This window comes from Chroococcidiopsis sp. SAG 2025 (assembly GCF_032860985.1).
GTDB lineage: Bacteria > Cyanobacteriota > Cyanobacteriia > Cyanobacteriales > Chroococcidiopsidaceae > Chroococcidiopsis.
In genome coordinates this window covers 6,034,106-6,050,907 of sequence record NZ_JAOCNC010000001.1, presented here as the reverse complement: position 1 = coordinate 6,050,907, position 16,802 = coordinate 6,034,106, and the positions used below count along the sequence as shown (strand labels likewise).

The 16,802-nt window shown below is 43.3% G+C and carries 14 protein-coding genes; 6 read left to right on the top strand and 8 right to left on the bottom strand.

The window, feature by feature from the left end; all coding sequences use genetic code 11:
- Positions 1 to 20: 20 nt before the first annotated feature.
- Positions 21 to 1,289: an IS701 family transposase gene (locus N4J56_RS29615; RefSeq protein WP_317104593.1), complete on the bottom strand. Its 1,269-nt coding sequence runs from the start codon at positions 1,287 to 1,289 to the stop codon at positions 21 to 23.
- A 100-nt stretch (positions 1,290 to 1,389) separates the two neighbouring features.
- On the opposite strand from N4J56_RS29615, the gene N4J56_RS29610 reads away from it, so the two are divergent.
- Positions 1,390 to 2,502, top strand: a complete 1,113-nt coding sequence (locus N4J56_RS29610; protein ID WP_317109787.1) for an alkene reductase — start codon at positions 1,390 to 1,392, stop codon at positions 2,500 to 2,502.
- Positions 2,503 to 2,548: 46 nt separating this feature from the next.
- Here N4J56_RS29610 and N4J56_RS29605 read toward each other — a convergent pair whose 3' ends face one another.
- From N4J56_RS29605 to N4J56_RS29585, 5 genes are all read right to left on the bottom strand, one after another.
- A complete protein-coding gene (locus N4J56_RS29605) occupies positions 2,549 to 3,520 on the bottom strand; it encodes a histidine kinase (protein WP_317109785.1) in 972 nt (323 codons plus the stop codon).
- Between the two features lie 323 nt (positions 3,521 to 3,843).
- Positions 3,844 to 4,695: a DUF72 domain-containing protein gene (locus tag N4J56_RS29600; protein ID WP_317109784.1), complete on the bottom strand. Its 852-nt coding sequence runs from the start codon at positions 4,693 to 4,695 to the stop codon at positions 3,844 to 3,846.
- Positions 4,696 to 4,732: 37 nt separating this feature from the next.
- Positions 4,733 to 5,782 (bottom strand): pentapeptide repeat-containing protein, encoded by a 1,050-nt coding sequence (locus N4J56_RS29595; protein ID WP_317109782.1) that lies wholly within the window; start codon positions 5,780 to 5,782, stop codon positions 4,733 to 4,735.
- Between the two features lie 281 nt (positions 5,783 to 6,063).
- Positions 6,064 to 6,711: a response regulator transcription factor gene (locus N4J56_RS29590; RefSeq protein WP_015152683.1), complete on the bottom strand. Its 648-nt coding sequence runs from the start codon at positions 6,709 to 6,711 to the stop codon at positions 6,064 to 6,066.
- Between the two features lie 513 nt (positions 6,712 to 7,224).
- A complete protein-coding gene (locus tag N4J56_RS29585) occupies positions 7,225 to 7,662 on the bottom strand; it encodes a ferredoxin (RefSeq protein WP_317109779.1) in 438 nt (145 codons plus the stop codon).
- A gap of 207 nt (positions 7,663 to 7,869) precedes the next feature.
- On the opposite strand from N4J56_RS29585, the gene groES reads away from it, so the two are divergent.
- The 4 genes from groES to N4J56_RS29565 all read left to right on the top strand — a co-directional run bounded on the left by groES (position 7,870) and on the right by N4J56_RS29565 (position 11,491).
- Entirely contained in the window at positions 7,870 to 8,181 is a 312-nt protein-coding gene (groES, locus tag N4J56_RS29580; RefSeq protein WP_039713348.1) for a co-chaperone GroES, read from the top strand.
- Between the two features lie 84 nt (positions 8,182 to 8,265).
- A complete protein-coding gene (gene groL, locus N4J56_RS29575; RefSeq protein ID WP_015152680.1) occupies positions 8,266 to 9,906 on the top strand; it encodes a chaperonin GroEL in 1,641 nt (546 codons plus the stop codon).
- 295 nt (positions 9,907 to 10,201) lie between these two features.
- Positions 10,202 to 10,987: a DUF3891 family protein gene (locus N4J56_RS29570; protein ID WP_317109777.1), complete on the top strand. Its 786-nt coding sequence runs from the start codon at positions 10,202 to 10,204 to the stop codon at positions 10,985 to 10,987.
- Between the two features lie 15 nt (positions 10,988 to 11,002).
- A complete protein-coding gene (locus N4J56_RS29565; protein WP_317109775.1) occupies positions 11,003 to 11,491 on the top strand; it encodes a GNAT family N-acetyltransferase in 489 nt (162 codons plus the stop codon).
- Between the two features lie 71 nt (positions 11,492 to 11,562).
- On the opposite strand, the gene folB is transcribed toward N4J56_RS29565, so the two are convergent.
- Together folB and N4J56_RS29555 are read right to left on the bottom strand one after the other, a co-directional pair.
- A complete protein-coding gene (gene folB / locus N4J56_RS29560) occupies positions 11,563 to 11,925 on the bottom strand; it encodes a dihydroneopterin aldolase (RefSeq protein WP_317109774.1) in 363 nt (120 codons plus the stop codon).
- A 17-nt stretch (positions 11,926 to 11,942) separates the two neighbouring features.
- The gene (locus N4J56_RS29555) at positions 11,943 to 14,972 is read right to left on the bottom strand and encodes an FAD-binding and (Fe-S)-binding domain-containing protein (RefSeq protein ID WP_317109772.1); all 3,030 of its coding nucleotides are present in this window, start codon (positions 14,970 to 14,972) and stop codon (positions 11,943 to 11,945) included.
- 161 nt (positions 14,973 to 15,133) lie between these two features.
- Here N4J56_RS29555 and N4J56_RS29550 point away from each other — a divergent pair, with 161 nt between their 5' ends.
- Positions 15,134 to 16,765: a cyclic peptide export ABC transporter gene (locus N4J56_RS29550; protein WP_317109770.1), complete on the top strand. Its 1,632-nt coding sequence runs from the start codon at positions 15,134 to 15,136 to the stop codon at positions 16,763 to 16,765.
- Positions 16,766 to 16,802 lie beyond the last annotated feature (37 nt).

Genomic DNA, 16,802 nt, shown 5'->3' with positions numbered 1-16,802 from the left:
TAGTGGGACTTTAAAACTTTCTAAGCCCAAATATAGCCGAACTTAGCTCTGTGAGAGGCAAATACATCAACATGCTCATTAAGCCAGCGGACCAAACGAAACTCGACTGCGGTGCGGAATGCCTCCAATGCTTCGGCAAAGGTTTGTAAGGGTTTGGTTGCCCAACGTCTGCGGAATCCGCCGGTCAACTGATGCCAAAGGATGAAGGTGTAAGCGATGAACACTAAAACCCAATGACGCTTCATACTCAGAGCATCCCGAACTTGATACTCACTCAAACCCAACCAGCCCTTGGCTTCTCGATAGAAGACCTCCACCCAGTTGCGAGCAGAATATGTTTGAGCTACCCAAGCCGCACTGACTTGGTTGTCAGAGGCATTGGTGAGAAAGTAATCCACCTCCGTCGCTTGCTCGAAACTAGAGGCATTGAGTTGAATCGCCAGCCAGCGAGTGCCTTCGAGCTTCGGAACGTGAACTGGTAACAGCGCCACCCAAACTGTCCGGGGCTGCTCCAGATTGAGTTGCACAGGTGTGAACTGCTCCACTGCCAAGGTTTGAGCAATAGCTTCTAATCCCTGCTTACGAGCAGACTCATCACCTGATGTTTGAGCAGTAACTTGGCGGTTTTTGGCGATTGCTGCCACGTAAGTTAGGTTTCTCGACTCCAACTGCTTGAGAAAAGGCGTGTTATTACCGTAGCCTGCATCAATTACAGTCACACCCGGTCGATAACCGCGCTTCAAGCATTGGTCAACCAAGTCTAGAGCCAGGTCAGGTTTTTTCTGGAAGTTGGGGTCTGCCTTGCCTTGCTCGAATAAACTTGCGTGTTGATAGAGTGCAACATCTAACGGCAGACGTCGCACTCCATCATACAAGTAGGTAGTCAGCAGCACAATACCATTGTCAGTCTTGCCAATCTCCCCAATGTACTGCCGTCCTACCCCATCAGTAGCCGCACCACTTTTGCGATGTCCCGAATCATCTACAATCAATGTGAAACCTTGACTCGGGGTCGTCTGGCGACACTGGTGCATCACCTCCAACCGCCGATTATTTAGCTTGACTTCATCCCAAGGGGCATTGTTGAGAAAATGTCTGAGGCTGTTGTAGGAGCCATCTACTGTATTTGTGACCAGTTGGCTCAGGTTTTTGCGCTGACTCTCACCCAGCAGTCCCCCTAGATAAACACGAAATTCCTGCCGCTGCTTCTGACGCGAAAATACATCATCAAACCGACGACACCAGTTCTCAAAGCACTGCGGCATCGCTGCTGGTACTTGATCTTTCACCTTACGTTGCTCCTGTCGAGACTGACGTAAAACGCAACTCCTACCCGCATTCTAGCTCAATTTGCTCCATCTTTCTTACAAAGTCCCACTAGTAAAGCCTATGAATACCAACATCGATCTGTTCTCACCCGTTCGGCTCGGTCGTTACGAATTACCTAACCGAATGGTGATGGCTCCCTTAACGCGCAACCGTGCGGGAGAGGGTAACGTGCCGAGAGAATTGAATGCAGAATATTACGCCCAAAGAGTATCGGCAGGACTGATTATTACAGAAGCGACTCAGGTGTCGCCACAAGGCTTAGGTTATCCGTTTACCCCTGGTATTCACTCTCAAGAACAGGTAGAAGGCTGGCGGCTGGTGACAAAAGCCGTACACGATCGCGGTGGCAAAATTTTTCTCCAGCTATGGCATGTCGGACGAATATCTCACCCCGATTTGCAAGTCGATGGAGCATTGCCCGTTGCACCTAGCGCGATCGCTCCATCAGAAGGTATGGCAGCTACTTACGAAGGAGAAAAGCCATACGTTACACCCCGCGCCCTAGAAACAGCAGAAATTCCAGGAATTGTAGAACAATATCGCCAAGGGGCAAAAAATGCGCTAGCGGCTGGGTTTGATGGTGTAGAAATTCATAGCGCCAACGGCTATTTGCTCGATCAATTTCTCCACGATGGCTCCAATCACCGTACAGATGAATATGGTGGTTCGATTGAAAACCGCGCCCGTTTGTTAATGGAAGTGACTGAAGCAGTCGTTAGCGTTTGGGGCGCAGATAGAGTGGGAGTCAGACTTTCACCCAGTGGCACTTTTGGCAGCGTCTACGACTCCGATCTCAAAGCATTGTTTACCTACGTAGTTGATGCGCTGAATCAATTTGAATTAGCTTACCTGCATTTGGTAGAGCCAAGAGTTGCTGGTAATGAAACAGTAGAAAACCCTACTTCAGAATTATCATCAAAATACTTCCGTCCGATCTACAAAGGGACTCTCATCAGTGCAGGTGGCTACGAGCGCGAATCGGGAAATGCAGTATTAGCCTCTGGGGAGGCGGACTTAGTTGCTTACGGTAGACTCTTTATCTCCAACCCCGACTTACCTCAGCGTTTTGCTCTCAATGCACAATTAAACCCCTACGATCGCTCCAGCTTTTATGGTGGAGACGAGAGGGGTTATATAGATTATCCATCTTTGGAATTGCAGGCTGCTAGCTAAAAGAAGCACTAGGGACGCTCAACTATGCGCCCCTACTTTACCCAAATTATTTACTAGCAGGTGGTTCTTTATCTTTGAGCAAATCGGCAGCAACTTTGAGCAGATCGTTCAAGATTTTGCGTAGTTGATGCTCTCCTTTCGCAATAGCTTCTCCGACTTCTCGTAGTCTATCTTCAAGCGATCGCCCTTCTACTGATTCTCCTGCTTCAGTTTTACTACCAGTACGTTTATACCAGTGCGTTGCTTCATCTATTCTTTCTTTGATTTCCTCGTAACGTCCACCATAGCGTGCGGCTAGATTGGCACGCACAATTGCCAGTTGTGCTTGAAGTTGAGCATAACGCTTCTTCATTAAAGCAAATTCTTCACTGTTTTTGAAGGCATTAATGGCGGATTGGATCGCATCTTTCAAACTAGAATCTGACTCTTTACTAACTTCTTCTACATCAACCAAGAGGCGATCAATCTCTTGTTGTAGCTCCTCTTCTTGAATGTCAATTCTTGATTGTAGTTGGTGAACTTCTGCCTGATCTTTGACAATAGTTTGCCGTTTGCCACTACTGTAGCCTTGAATAAATCCTTCTACAGCAGCAGTAACTTCCTCTTTAATTTCGCTACCTTTATCCTTAAAGTTATCGCTGACTGCTGAAATGGTATCTCTGAAAATTTGACGAATATCGCTAGAACCTGCTTTTATCTCCGTGCGGATATTGTATATAGCAGATTGAACGATCTCGCGAATTCTACTCGATCGCAACTGTCCGGTCGATTTTGCCTCCTCAAATTCGGAGCGGATCTGTAACCTAATTTGCTCGACCAAATTGCCATCCAAATTAGTTTTTGTATCTGTCTCATTTACAGGACGCTGAGCAAAATCCTCAAAATTCTCGTAGTCTTTAGAATCAAAACTAGAGTCATACTGGTCGAGATTAAGAGATTTTTCCTCATGAACTAACCCTGGCTTACCTTGAGCTAGATCGTTCATTATTTTCTGTTTTTCTTCATTACTGAAAGTCACTGTTACTTCTCCTGCTTACTAAATCAAACTACTAAAACTGAACTGTAATAAAAGAGCTGTTTTTGCGTTCTTCTTTACGCCTTCGCGTCTAACGCTTCGCTAACGCCTTCGGCTAATGCGTGAAACGCAATCGCAGCCTCATCCAATCTAAGAAAAAATCTCTGATATCGTGTTCGGTTAATCGCTCGTAAATACCGTCAGCATCGATTCTGGAAAACCCGCCCTTGCAATAATCTGGCTATTACAACAAACGTGATATGACTTATTACTACACTAAAGATAAACAGATCCGATCGCACTCTTTCTGACGGATGAAAGTCGATCTAGAACAAGCTGAGTTGTTGAGGAAATGGCTGCAAATCGTTCCAGGGAAGCGGCGGAACCACAACCCCTTTTTGTGTCAATAACTGGTGAAAAGACCGAGCATTGTGTGGCGATCGCTCTTCTGTGGGACAATGAACGAAGAAATAAATATGGGTTCCTTGGCGTAAATTGCGATCGATAAAATTAACCCATTCTTCAAGAAAGGGCTGATTTAACTCCCACTTTGGATGGCTAATAAAGCGAACTAAGCTAAACGGCGCGGTGATACTAAATTCTACTGGTAACTTAGGTTTGCGGCGTTCGGAGTGACTTTGTGGGTCATCTGGCGCATCGTATATTGGACGGCTATCGAGTAAAACTCTACCTATTCCCAACTGTTTTAAAAGCGCTGTTAATTGACTAGCATACGGCTCTTGAAACCAGTTTGGATGACGCACTTCTAAAGCCAGCGATGCTTTTTCTCTCAAAGCATTTAAGAATATTGTTAAGTCCTCTATTGCTTCTGGACTATATCGTGGTGGGAGTTGAGCAAAAATTGCTCCTAAGCGATCGCCTAAACCCTGCGTTCGTGCGATAAAACTCAAAGCATTGGGAATATGTGTTTCTAGCAAGCCTTGATGGGTAATGTCTCGCGGTAACTTGAGGCAGAATTTAAATTCTGAGCGTGTTTCTGCTGTCCAGCGCGCTACAGTATCGGCATCAGGGATAGCGTAAAAGGTGGTGTTTCCTTCAACAGTCGTGAGACGCTGGCTGTATAAATGTAAAAACTCACCCGCACGACTTCCAGTCGGATAAAAATCGCCTACCCAACCTTTATACGACCAAACAGCACAGCCAAGATGAAAAGTCAAAAGTTAAAAGTTAAAAGTCAAAAACTAAAAGGATTTTTTACTGATGAACTGAGCCATCGGGCATAATTGCCCCAGTTAAAATTGCTCCGGTTAATTTGACCATAATTCGGTCTTTTGTGCCTACTTTGGCTCCTTTTAAATTAGCATTACTTAAATTTGCTCCACTCAAGTCAGCCCCAATTAAATTTGCTTCCTGTAAATTGGCTGAAGTTAAATTTGCGCCTAATAAGTTGGCACGAAATAAGTTGGCTTGAGATAGATTTGCTTCTTGTAAATTGACTTTGTGCAAAAAAGAATCGCTCAGATCGGCTTTACTTAAGTTAGCTTTGCTCAAGTTTCTCCCCGATAAATCTTTTTCTTTCAACTCAGCACCCCGTAAATCGGCTCCAGTCATATCGGGATAGTGAGGACGGTAGGGCTGCTGGGAAGATGAAGCAGTGGTTTGCTGGGGCGACTTAGAAGCAGAATAGTAAGATTGAGAACCGCTCTGTTGGGGCGATTGCGATCCCGAGTAATAGCTTGAGGGAGGAGATTGCTGCTTGTAGCTCGACTGTGAAGCTGAGTAGTAATCTGACTGGTACGGTTGCTTATAGCTAGATTGCGAATGTGACTGCTGGTGCGACTGAGTAGAGTCGTAGTGCGATTGCGACGGTTGTTTGTAGCTAGATTGTGAATTATTGCCGTTCGACTGCGAATTTGCCTGTTGACGCGATCGCGCCGTTGAATCGTAATATGACTGAGAATTATTGCTGCTCGACGGCGAATAACTTTGCTGGCGCGATTGTGACGCTGAGTAGTAATGAGACTGAGAATGAGCCTGCGACTGTTTAGTTTTACTCCGTGACTCTGGCTTAGGTTGCGCCGGAGTAAATTTACTGGAGCGAGTTTGAATGAGCCGCAATTGCTCTCGCGCTTGATTAATTTCTTTTAATTTTTCTTGCGCTTTTTGCTGCAACCGCTGATTCTCTTTCGGGATGCGATCGGGATGCCAAATAAAAGCCAAGTCCTTATACGCCTGGTTAATTTCTTCCAGGGAGGCTCCAGGCTCTAATCCAAGTACTCTGTAGCAGTGGTTCAGGTCTAACATTACTACTGCCGCATCCTCACTAGCTTGGTATTACCCATGATAGGCAGCTAATTGCGTATTCGCTACCTTCTTTTAGGCGATCGCCTAATAAGAAACTTAAACTAAACTTGTCACTACTGAATTAAGACTAGTGCAAGAAAGCAGGAGGCAGATGGCAGCAGGATTTAATCTATACGGCATCAGCCAGTCGTGCTGATTCAACTATATAGTTATTCTTGCCATAATCCGCTACATTTTTTCTTGACTTCCCCAGTCTTCAGCCGCCAATTTCCCATATCGAGTCATGCCATTTGATTTTCAATTGCCCAACGTGCTAGCTCAGTACGATTGTGCAGTCCCGTTTTACCAAGCATATTAGACACATGGCTTTCTACTGTCCGCTGACTCACATTCAGTTCTTCGGCAATGTCGCGATTAGCTAGACCTCTCGCCACATATTGCACGACTTTTAGCTCTGTTTGCGTCAGATGCACGTCAAACGGAACTTGAATTTTTGTCTCGTTTTCGCCGTTGCCACCTGATTGTTGTCTCTGGCGATAAGCTTGTTTGAGAGAAGCTTCCACTTGAGCCACTAGTTCCTCTGGCTCGAATGGTTTGACCATGTAGACATCAGCACCGATGTTTAAACCTTTGATTTTGTCTTGGCTTTGACCTTTGGCAGAAAGAAATAGAATCGGAATCCAACTGGTGCGTTCGTCCTGTCTTACCTGATTGACAAACTGATAGCCATCCATTTCTGGCATCATCACGTCACAGATAATCATATCTGGAATTTCCTGCTCCAGAACTTCTAAAGCCTCTCGCCCGTTTTCTGCGGTGATGACCTCATAGCCTCGGAATTCTAGGTAATCCTTGACGAGTAATATCAGGTTGGGGTCATCATCTATTAATAGCAGTCGCTTGTGCTCTTTTACGCTAGTTTCCTTCATGCTGCGCTTACTCGCCACAATTGAGTCAGTCGAACTTTTCAATAGCAGTTTCTCTTGCAATTTATCAATTTGGTGGTATTTTACTGACCTCGGTCTCGCTGATTTGTAGCCGGAAAGCCATTTTAATCTTCAAAGAAGATTTATAGCTTTAGTGCTGCACTGCAACTGCAAAGATTTCAGTCTTAGTACGGACACCTAATGATACGCCCTATTTGGTATAACTTAGGCGATATCATTATATATTCTTTTTTCGGCGTTGTCGTATAAAACCTGATACAATAACAAAATATACTTGTCTTTATCTGAAAGAATCAGTAAAACCCACTAAAGTACAGGCAAACGCCAAAATTTGTACTGAGAAAAGTCAGTCAATTTTGTTTGCCAAATCAAATATTCTTTGTAAGTATCCTTAATAAATTGTGATGAGATGGTCTCTCGTGCAAAAGAACTGATGGCTTTTCTGTTAATTTGCCAAGTTATTTTGCCAATTCTATTGACTTCTCTGATGCTGCACTAGTTGTCATCTGCGATCGCGAGTGATGTCGGTTCTGGAAGAGGATGAACGAGAAAGGCATATTCGCGTACAATTTTATTGCCGATGAGATGTTCTTGGATAATCCGTTCGATAACTTCGGGGGTTGCCTGACGATACCAAACCCCATCGGGATAGACTACGAGAATTGGACCATTAGTACAGACGCGCAAGCAGTTAGCCTTCGTGCGAAAGATGCAACTGGGGCGAGCGCTCGTTGGTTTATCGAGTTTTAATTGTTTGAGGCGTTTTTTCAAGTAATCCCAAGATTCTAGACTCGCTTCCTTAGAACAACACTGCGGTAAAGTCTGGTCGGCACAAATAAAAACATGGCGTTGAATTTGCGGTAAACCTAAAGCCTGGACGCAAACAGCCAAAGCTTCATCATCTTTAGGTTTACAGGTTTCGTTGTTAGTCATTTGTCAATTGTCAATTGTCATTTGTGATTATTGTCTCTTATCTCCTTGTCCCCTTGTCCTCCTTGTCCCCCGACTCCCGACTCCCGACTCTCGACTCCCTCACCTTCAGTTCGGAAACCCGTACAATTGGATTTGTTGCCATGACCTCTATCTTTTGGCTAAATTAGCACTCAGGAGTTGAGAGTGCTAACAAGGCGAGGAATTTGTATGGCAGCAGTATCTTTAAGCGTTTCTACAGTTAAGCCACTAGGCGATCGCGTATTTGTCAAGGTCAGCGCCTCAGAAGAGAAAACCGCTGGCGGTTTGTACTTGCCCGACACTGCTAAGGAAAAACCCCAAGTTGGTGAAATTGTCGCCATTGGTCCTGGTAAGCGTAATGATGATGGTTCTCGCCAAGAATTAGAAGTTAAGGTTGGAGACAAAGTTCTTTACTCTAAGTACGCTGGCACAGACGTAAAGCTAGGTACAGATGAGTACGTCCTGTTGTCCGAGAAAGACATTTTAGCAGTTGTTTCATAGTCATTCGTCATCCGTCATTCGCAAATGACCAATGACAGCTCAAGCAAATTTGGGAACTCACAAGCAAGAGAAATTTAGACAACTATGGCAAAGCGCATTATTTACAACGAAAACGCTCGTCGCGCCCTAGAACGGGGTATGGACATTCTAGCTGAAGCGGTAGCCGTTACTCTGGGTCCAAAGGGTCGTAACGTGGTGCTAGAGAAAAAGTTTGGCGCACCGCAGATCGTCAATGATGGCGTAACCATCGCTAAAGAAATTGAATTAGAAGATCACGTAGAAAATACGGGTGTATCTTTAATTCGTCAAGCTGCTTCCAAAACCAATGACGCTGCGGGTGATGGTACAACCACTGCAACCGTATTAGCTCATGCCATTGTTAAAGAAGGCTTGCGTAACGTTGCTGCGGGTGCAAATGCAATTTCCCTCAAGCGCGGGATTGATAAAGCGGCTAACTTCCTAGTCGAAAAAATTGCCGAACACGCTCGTCCTGTAGAAGATTCTAAAGCGATCGCTCAAGTTGGTTCGATCTCGGCTGGTAACGATGAAGAAGTTGGCAGCATGATCGCCGAAGCGATGGATAAGGTGGGTAAAGAAGGTGTCATTTCCCTAGAAGAAGGGAAGTCCATGACAACCGAACTGGAGATCACCGAAGGGATGCGCTTTGACAAAGGCTATATTTCTCCCTACTTCGCTACCGATCCCGAACGGATGGAAGCTGTTCTAGACGAACCTTTCATCTTGATTACCGACAAGAAAATTGCTTTGGTACAAGATTTAGTCCCCGTACTAGAGCAAGTAGCACGTTCTGGTCGTCCGCTGCTGATTTTGGCAGAAGATATTGAAAAAGAAGCGCTAGCAACCTTGGTAGTTAACCGTCTGCGTGGCGTACTCAACGTAGCTGCGGTCAAAGCTCCTGGGTTTGGCGATCGCCGCAAGGCTATGCTGGAAGATATCGCTATCCTCACTGGCGGTCAATTGATTACTGAAGATGCTGGTCTGAAGTTGGATAACACCAAGCTAGACATGCTCGGTAAAGCTCGCCGCATCACCATTACTAAAGACAACACCACAATTGTTGCTGAAGGTAACGAACAAGCTGTTAAGGCTCGTTGCGAACAGATCCGTCGTCAAATGGACGAAACCGAATCTTCCTACGATAGAGAAAAGCTGCAAGAGCGTCTAGCTAAACTAGCTGGTGGCGTTGCTGTGGTCAAAGTCGGTGCTGCAACTGAAACCGAAATGAAAGACCGCAAACTACGCTTGGAAGACGCGATTAACGCTACTAAAGCCGCCGTGGAAGAAGGTATCGTTCCTGGTGGCGGTACAACCTTAGCTCACCTAGCTCCACAGTTGGAGCAGTGGGCAAGTAGCAGCCTCAAAGGTGAAGAATTAATCGGTGCATCAATTGTTGCTCGCGCTCTCACTTCTCCACTGAAGCGGATTGCTGAAAACGCAGGTCAAAACGGTGCGGTCATCGCCGAGCGCGTTAAGGAAAAAGACTTCAATATTGGCTTCGACGCTGCTAAAAACGAGTACGTCGATATGTTTAGCGCTGGTATTGTTGACCCCGCTAAAGTGACTCGTTCCGCGCTGCAAAATGCTGCTTCTATCGCTGGTATGGTGCTGACCACTGAGTGTATCGTGGTTGACAAGCCAGAACCAAAAGATGGCGCTCCTGCTGGTGCTGGCGCTGGTATGGGTGGCGGAGATTTCGATTACTAAAGTCTGTTAGAGGTAGGCTACTGTTTACCTCAATTGTGAAGAATACAGCTGCTTCCCTTGGGGGAAGTGGCTGTTTTTTATGTAAAGTCAAAAGTTAAAAGTCAAAAGTCAAAAAATTAGATTTCTTATTTTATCTACGTTCATCCGCGTTTATCTGCGTTCCCATCTGCGTTCAAAATTTAAACTTTGCTTTTTCAAGGAATGTACGCATGCACCGCTAGCTATATCTTTAGCTAGGTGAAAGAGATAGAGTCGTTGTTCTAATTTCACTCTATAAGCTGCGTACCAAGATAATATGTTACATCGCCAAACACCAACAGGAATAATTGCGATCGCACAACCAACTCACGCTTGGATTGCAGGTTGTCTGGCGCAAGCTTGGGGAAATCAAGATTTTGGCACTTTCGCACCAAAAGCAGAAGTTTGTCTTGGTGCGGCGATACACGATATTGGTTGGGTATTTTGGGAAGACGAGCCGACTTTGAATCTCCAGACGGGTTATCCCCATAATTTTATGGAACTCCCTTCAGAAATCTCGGTCAAGATTTGGTCTGGTGTCAAGCATTTAACTTCGTCTTACGGTAGATATGCAGCGTTACTCGTTTCACTTCACGGTACGGGATTATTTGAACGTTTTAGGAAATGGGAAAATTCACCTGAATCTACTCAGTTAGTAGAAGAATATTTGCAGCAAGAATATGCTTATCAAAAACAGCTCGTTAATTATTTACATAATGACTCTCACTATGCAAATCATGCAACTCCAGAAGTAATTCAACGCAATCGCAAATTAGTAGCAATTTGGGATTTATTATCGCTTGCTTTATGTATGGGACTGCAAGAGGAAAGACAATTTTATGATATTCCTACTGCATCTGGGGAAACGACTCTGACTCTGATTCCTGTAGATGATAATTTTGAAAAAATCAAAGTTGAACCTTGGGCATTTGAACGAGATGAAGTGAAACTCAATTATGATGGGCGAGTGTTACGCGATCGCTTTACAGATGAAACTCAAATGCGTCAGGCTGTGGCAAATGCAGAATGGGTAAATATGACCACTGTTTTAGTACCATTGTAATCATTTTTATGTAGTATGCAAATATCAGTTCGTAGAGCTAAGACAGAAGATGCTGAACAAATATGTCAGGTTCACATCGCCTCTGTCAGAGAACTTTGTAAAAGCAACTACACGCCAGAACAAATTGAAGCTTGGGTAGGTAAACTGAAACCTGAAGGACATCGTCAAGCGATAGAAAATCCAAATAAAATTATGTTTATTGCAGAAATTGAGAGGAGAATTGCTGGATTTTCTGAGTTATTTGAGACTGAAGTAAATGCAGTTTACGTTCATCCCAATTATTCACGACAAGGAGTAGGAAAGCTATTGCTGAATATAATAGAGCAAGAAGCAATCGCGCAACACATTGAGCGGCTAACGCTCTCTGCGTCAACTAATGCTAAACTCTTTTATCAAGCTTGTGGTTACCAAGTTATAGAATACTCATTTCATACTTTGCGTTCTGGAACAAAAATTCCCTGTATTCTTATGGAAAAAAATTTAATACAGGATTCAACATTTTAACTTTTGACTTGTGTACGGGCGGGTTTACCAAATAACTTTGACTTCAACAAATATTTTCGGTGAACCCGCCCCTACGGTTGGCTATTCCTTGTAATTTCGATGGAAATTTTGCCGCTAAAATCTGGTATGGGTGCGGCGGGTTTAGATAATTTTACTTTGACTTGTTCTATACCCTTCACTGCTAAAATAGATTCCGCGATCGCTGTTGCTAGTTTTTCGACTAAAGCAAACTTAGAAGTCTTCACTAAATGCTGAACGTTACTAATAATATTACGATAATCGATTGTGTCTTCAATTGCATCGCTCTTACCCGCCACCGATAGATCTAACCACAGCGTTACATCAACCTCAAACCATTGTCCTAATACCTGTTCTTCTGGCAAATATCCTGTATAGCCATAACAGCGAATTTTTTCTAGATGAATGCAGTCCATAGATTAGGGTTTGAAGGTTAGAAGTGAGGGATGAGCGAAAGTAGAACTTGAATAGGGTGTAAAGGTATGAATTCATCAAATCGTTTGACTTGAGAACGACAAGAGTAACCAGTAGCTAAACATAATTTTCTCTGTTCTACATCGGATGAAATTTGCCGTTTCCAGCTCATAGCATAAATTCCTTGAGATTCATTATAGTGTTCGGCTTCATGTCCGTAAATCCCTGCCATGCCACAACAGCCTGTAGAAACTAAACTCAAAGGAATTTTTAACATTTGAAAGATCTGCTGCCATTGTTTTTGTGAGCTTAAAGCAATCGTTTTTTCGGTACAGTGACCGAATAAGTAATAATGGTTGAATTCAGATATGCGATCGCTTATTCTTTGCTTTAATCGCTCTCGTCTTTCCCACAAAAATTCTTGCAGTAGTTGCACTTTAAAATTTACTTTTAAGCCTTGGACTTTGATATACTCATCTCGGTAGGTAAGGACGATACTAGGCTCAATTCCTATCAGGGGAATTTCTAATTGTGCTAATCGATTGAGATAGTCAGTATTTTTTTGCGCGATCGCTTGAAATTTTTTTAAAAACCCTTTAACGTGCAATGGCTTTCCATTGGCAAAAAAAGGTGGAACATACACTGTATAACCTAACTCGCGCAAGAAATCGTAAGTATCGAGAACTATCTGCGATTCGTAAAAGCTGGTAAAAGCGTCTTGCAATAAAATAACGCTGTTTGTTCGTTCTAAATCGCTAAGATTAGATAACTTATCTAGATCGAAAGCTGGTGCTTCTCTTTGTTTTAATCCCTGTCTGACAGTCAGCACGCTGACTGCGGGTGGATCGACCATTCGGACAAATTTTTGAATTAACCAGCGCGACACTGAATTTTGAGTCAAACAATTGACTAAAACAGGTGCGTGAGATTGCCAACTGGCGAGAACTTCTATATAACAGACAAAATAATCGCGCCAATGTCTGAGATAGCGAGTGTGGTAAAGTTCGAGAAATTGCGCTTTCAGGCTGGGAATGTCTACATGAATCGGACATTGGCTAGCGCAAGCTTTACAGGAAAGACAGCCGTGCATTCCGTCGTAAACTTCGTGCGAATAGTCATAAATTCCCCAGATCTTAGTTAAATTATTCCAGAACTTGAGGGGTAAACTTCCAGATTTTTCAATTTCTTCACTTTTATTAATGGCTAATTGCCGCAACCATTCTCTCATCAAACTGGCGCGACCTTTAGGCGAGTGGATGCGATCGCCTGTAATTTTGGCAGACGGACACATGACATCATCGGGATTGTAGTTAAAGCACGCGCCATTACCGTTACAACTAAAAGCAACTTCGTATTGCGATCGCACTTCTTTTGCAACTTGGCGATCGAAATGTCCCCGTAAAGGCGCTTCGACTCGTACCACTTCTTCGTTAGAACTAGCGTTTGGCGCGACAATTTTACCAGGATTCAAGCGATTATCGGGATCGAAAGCTGCTTTAATTTTGCCTAAATCGGGATATAGTTCGCCAAAAAAGGTAGGAGTATATTCGCTGCGAAAACCTTTACCGTGTTCCCCCCACATCACGCCACCATATTTTCTGACCAGCGCCACAACTTTGTCAGATAATTCTCTTATGAGTGCTTCATCCTGCGATACTTTCAGATCTAATGCTGGTCGAACGTGCATACAGCCCACGTCTACATGACCGTACATGGCATAATCGAGCTGATAGGCATTGAGTAAAGCTTGAAATTCGCGAATGTAATTAGCTAGGCACGCTGGCGGAACTGCGGTATCTTCAATAAAAGCAATCGGTTTGCGATCGCCTTTCGCATTTCCTAGTAATCCTACACCACGTTTGCGCAAGTCCCATAGATGAGAAATTTCGGTTTCGTTTTGCGCCAAGTAATATCCTATTGGTTGCTGAGGCTGGCTTCGATTTAAGGCAATGCTTTGGCAAATTTGAGCGGTTTTTTGTTCTAATTCCTCTACATCGTCGCCCACAAACTCTACTAAGTTAATCGCACTTGCACCTAAAATAAAATGTTTAACTTTTTCATAGATTTCATCCTGCTTCGCCAGATTCAGAATTTTTTCATCAATGGTTTCTATAGCTGCGGGTGCAAAAGCTAATAAAGTCTCTGCTGCAAATAAAGCATCGTTAAAACAGTTATAGTGAATCGCTAATAATTTTTTATATTTAGGAATCGGAGTTAACTTTAATTTGGCTTCGGTAATCACAGCAAGCGTTCCTTCCGAACCTGCTAAAATCCAGTTTAGATTAAATGTTTTGTCTTGTGGTGAATAAACTTTGGCTAAGTTATATCCCGTCATAAATCGAGGTATTCTGGGAAAACTTTGTTGAATTAAATCTTGCTTTGTCGTGACAATTTCATCAACTTGACTGTAAATACGTCCGATGCGATTTGGCTGTTGCTTCAGTTGGGTTAATGTAGTAGGGTTAACAGAATGCGATCGCCCCACAGTACTATCTGGTAAAACCCAACTTAATTCTAAAATATGGTTGCTGGTGCGTCCGTAAATTCGCGAACCTTGACCGCAAGCATCAGTATTAATCATCCCCCCGATTGTGGCGCGATTGCTAGGAGATAAAGAAGGTGCAAAAAACGCTCCGTAAGGCTTTAGTTCGGCATTCAATTTATCTAAAATTACCCCTGGTTGCACTCGTACCCATCCCTGTTCCAGATTGATTTCTAAAATCTGGTGCATGTATTTAGAACAATCAATAATAATTCCAGAGGAAAGCGATTGACCGTTAGTTCCCGTTCCTCCACCTCTGGGAGAGAAGGTGACAGATTTAAATTCTTCTTGCTGTGCTAGTTGAAACAAATATACCAAATCTGTTTCAGATTTAGGATAAACAACTGCTTGCGGTAAAATTTGATAAATACTATTATCGGTAGACATCATCAGCCGACTGGCAAAATCAGGGCGAATTTCTCCTGAAAATGGTGTTTTCGCCAGTGCATCTAGGAAAAGTAGATATTCGGATTTCAAGTTGTCCTTAAAATCTAGTTGAGGAATCATAATTATATGCAATCTACTAATAAAGATTTTAAAAGAGTTGATGACAGCAATCGGTTAAATATTTACTAGAGATTATTTATACTGAAACTCATACATTGCTACCTCACTATTTTGCGATCGCTCTTTACTGATAACTGGTAACTCATAACTGATAACTGTTAATGGAGTTAATTCGCCTTTTCCTTAGCGCCTCTTGGCTAAGTATCACTCTAGCAGTGCTAGCTGGATTGCTTAGCGGTGCGAGTAGTGCTGGAATTATTGCCTTAATTAACACAGCTTTGCGAGAAACAAATCATATCAACCCATTTCTAGCACTAGGATTTATCGCACTTTGCCTCATACTGCTAATTTCAACAGCAACATCTCAAGTCTACATTGCTCGTTTGGCAGAACGAATTATCTTCAATCTCCGACTGCATTTGACTCGTCAAATTCTGGCTTGTCCTTTGCGACAGCTAGAAGAAATTGGGATTCCACGCCTGCTAGCGGCTTTAACGCAAGATATTGAAATCATTGCCAATGCATCCTTTTCCATCTCCTGGCTTTGTGTGTTTGTTGCTTTGCTATTAGGTTGCTTATTCTATCTGAGTTGGCTGTCGTTACCGCTATTTGGTTTAACAATGGTGCTGTTACCGTTAGGTGTTTTCAGCAACCAATACTTAATTTATCGCGGCAGACATTTCTTAAAATTTGCTCGTGAAGAACAGGATAGGCTGTTTCAGCACTTCCGCACCGTAACTGAAGGAATTAAAGAACTAAAATTGCACCAGCAGCGAAGACAGGCTTTTTTAGTAGAAGACTTGCAAGCAACAGCCGTGCAGTCTAAGCATTATCGCATCACCGCAGCCAATTCATTTGCGATCGGTGGTAGTTGGGGATTAGTGGCGCTGTTCGTCTTGATTGGAATATTTCTGTTCCTTATACCATTGTTATTTGCGATTCCTAATGAGGTGTTGTCTGGCTATGCCCTAACGCTAATTTTCATGCTGACACCCATTCGTGGCGTACTCAACGCACTTCCCGAACTGCTACGAGCTAATATTGCATTAGAAAAAATTAATAGGTTGGGACTTTCGTTAAATGCACCAAGCACTGAGGTAGAAGAATCGCCAGTGGCGGTTCAAAATCCTGGTTGGCAATCGTTACGAATAACTAGAGTAACCCACGCCTATAAAGGAGAACGAGAAGACAACCACTTTATTCTAGGACCGCTCAATTTGACTTTATCGCCTGGAGAACTAATATTTATCGTAGGTGGTAACGGTAGCGGTAAATCAACGCTCGTGAAGTTGTTGACTGGACTATACGCGCCTGAAACGGGAAGTATAGAATTTGACGGTCAATCCATTACGGATGTAGATCGAGAGTGGTATCGTCAGCAATTTTCGGTAGTATTTTCCGATTTCTATTTATTCGATCGCCTTTTGGGGTTAGATAATTTAAAGAGTGGCGATCGCATAGCACGAGAATACCTTGAAAAATTACATCTCGATTGCAAAGTTAAGATTGACAACGGAGTATTCTCAAGTACTGCACTGTCTCAAGGACAACGCAAGCGCCTAGCACTCCTCACAGCCTACTTGGAAGATCGTTCGATTTACGTCTTTGACGAATGGGCTTCTGACCAAGATCCGGCATTCAAAAAGATTTTCTATACCCAACTTTTACCAGAACTCAGAAATCAAGGCAAGGCAGTTGTCGTAGTCAGCCACGACGATCGCTATTTCGATATAGCAGACCGAATTGTAAAATTAGACTACGGTAAGATCGAATATGACAAAAACATGCCTTAGGTATGTATAGTTAGTATTTTACATAATACGTCCAATT

What these genes read in the sequence shown, in the direction of transcription:
- N4J56_RS29565 (WP_317109775.1), top strand. Translation starts at nt 11,003, where the DNA reads ATGCAAATATCAGTTCGTAGAGCTAAGACAGAAGATGCTGAACAAATA.
- N4J56_RS29570 (WP_317109777.1), top strand. Translation starts at nt 10,202, where the DNA reads ATGTTACATCGCCAAACACCAACAGGAATAATTGCGATCGCACAACCA.
- N4J56_RS29555 (WP_317109772.1), bottom strand. Translation starts at nt 14,972, where the DNA reads ATGATTCCTCAACTAGATTTTAAGGACAACTTGAAATCCGAATATCTA.
- groL (WP_015152680.1), top strand. Translation starts at nt 8,266, where the DNA reads ATGGCAAAGCGCATTATTTACAACGAAAACGCTCGTCGCGCCCTAGAA.
- N4J56_RS29595 (WP_317109782.1), bottom strand. Translation starts at nt 5,782, where the DNA reads ATGTTAGACCTGAACCACTGCTACAGAGTACTTGGATTAGAGCCTGGA.
- N4J56_RS29590 (WP_015152683.1), bottom strand. Translation starts at nt 6,711, where the DNA reads ATGAAGGAAACTAGCGTAAAAGAGCACAAGCGACTGCTATTAATAGAT.
- groES (WP_039713348.1), top strand. Translation starts at nt 7,870, where the DNA reads ATGGCAGCAGTATCTTTAAGCGTTTCTACAGTTAAGCCACTAGGCGAT.
- N4J56_RS29585 (WP_317109779.1), bottom strand. Translation starts at nt 7,662, where the DNA reads ATGACTAACAACGAAACCTGTAAACCTAAAGATGATGAAGCTTTGGCT.
- folB (WP_317109774.1), bottom strand. Translation starts at nt 11,925, where the DNA reads ATGGACTGCATTCATCTAGAAAAAATTCGCTGTTATGGCTATACAGGA.
- N4J56_RS29610 (WP_317109787.1), top strand. Translation starts at nt 1,390, where the DNA reads ATGAATACCAACATCGATCTGTTCTCACCCGTTCGGCTCGGTCGTTAC.
- N4J56_RS29550 (WP_317109770.1), top strand. Translation starts at nt 15,134, where the DNA reads ATGGAGTTAATTCGCCTTTTCCTTAGCGCCTCTTGGCTAAGTATCACT.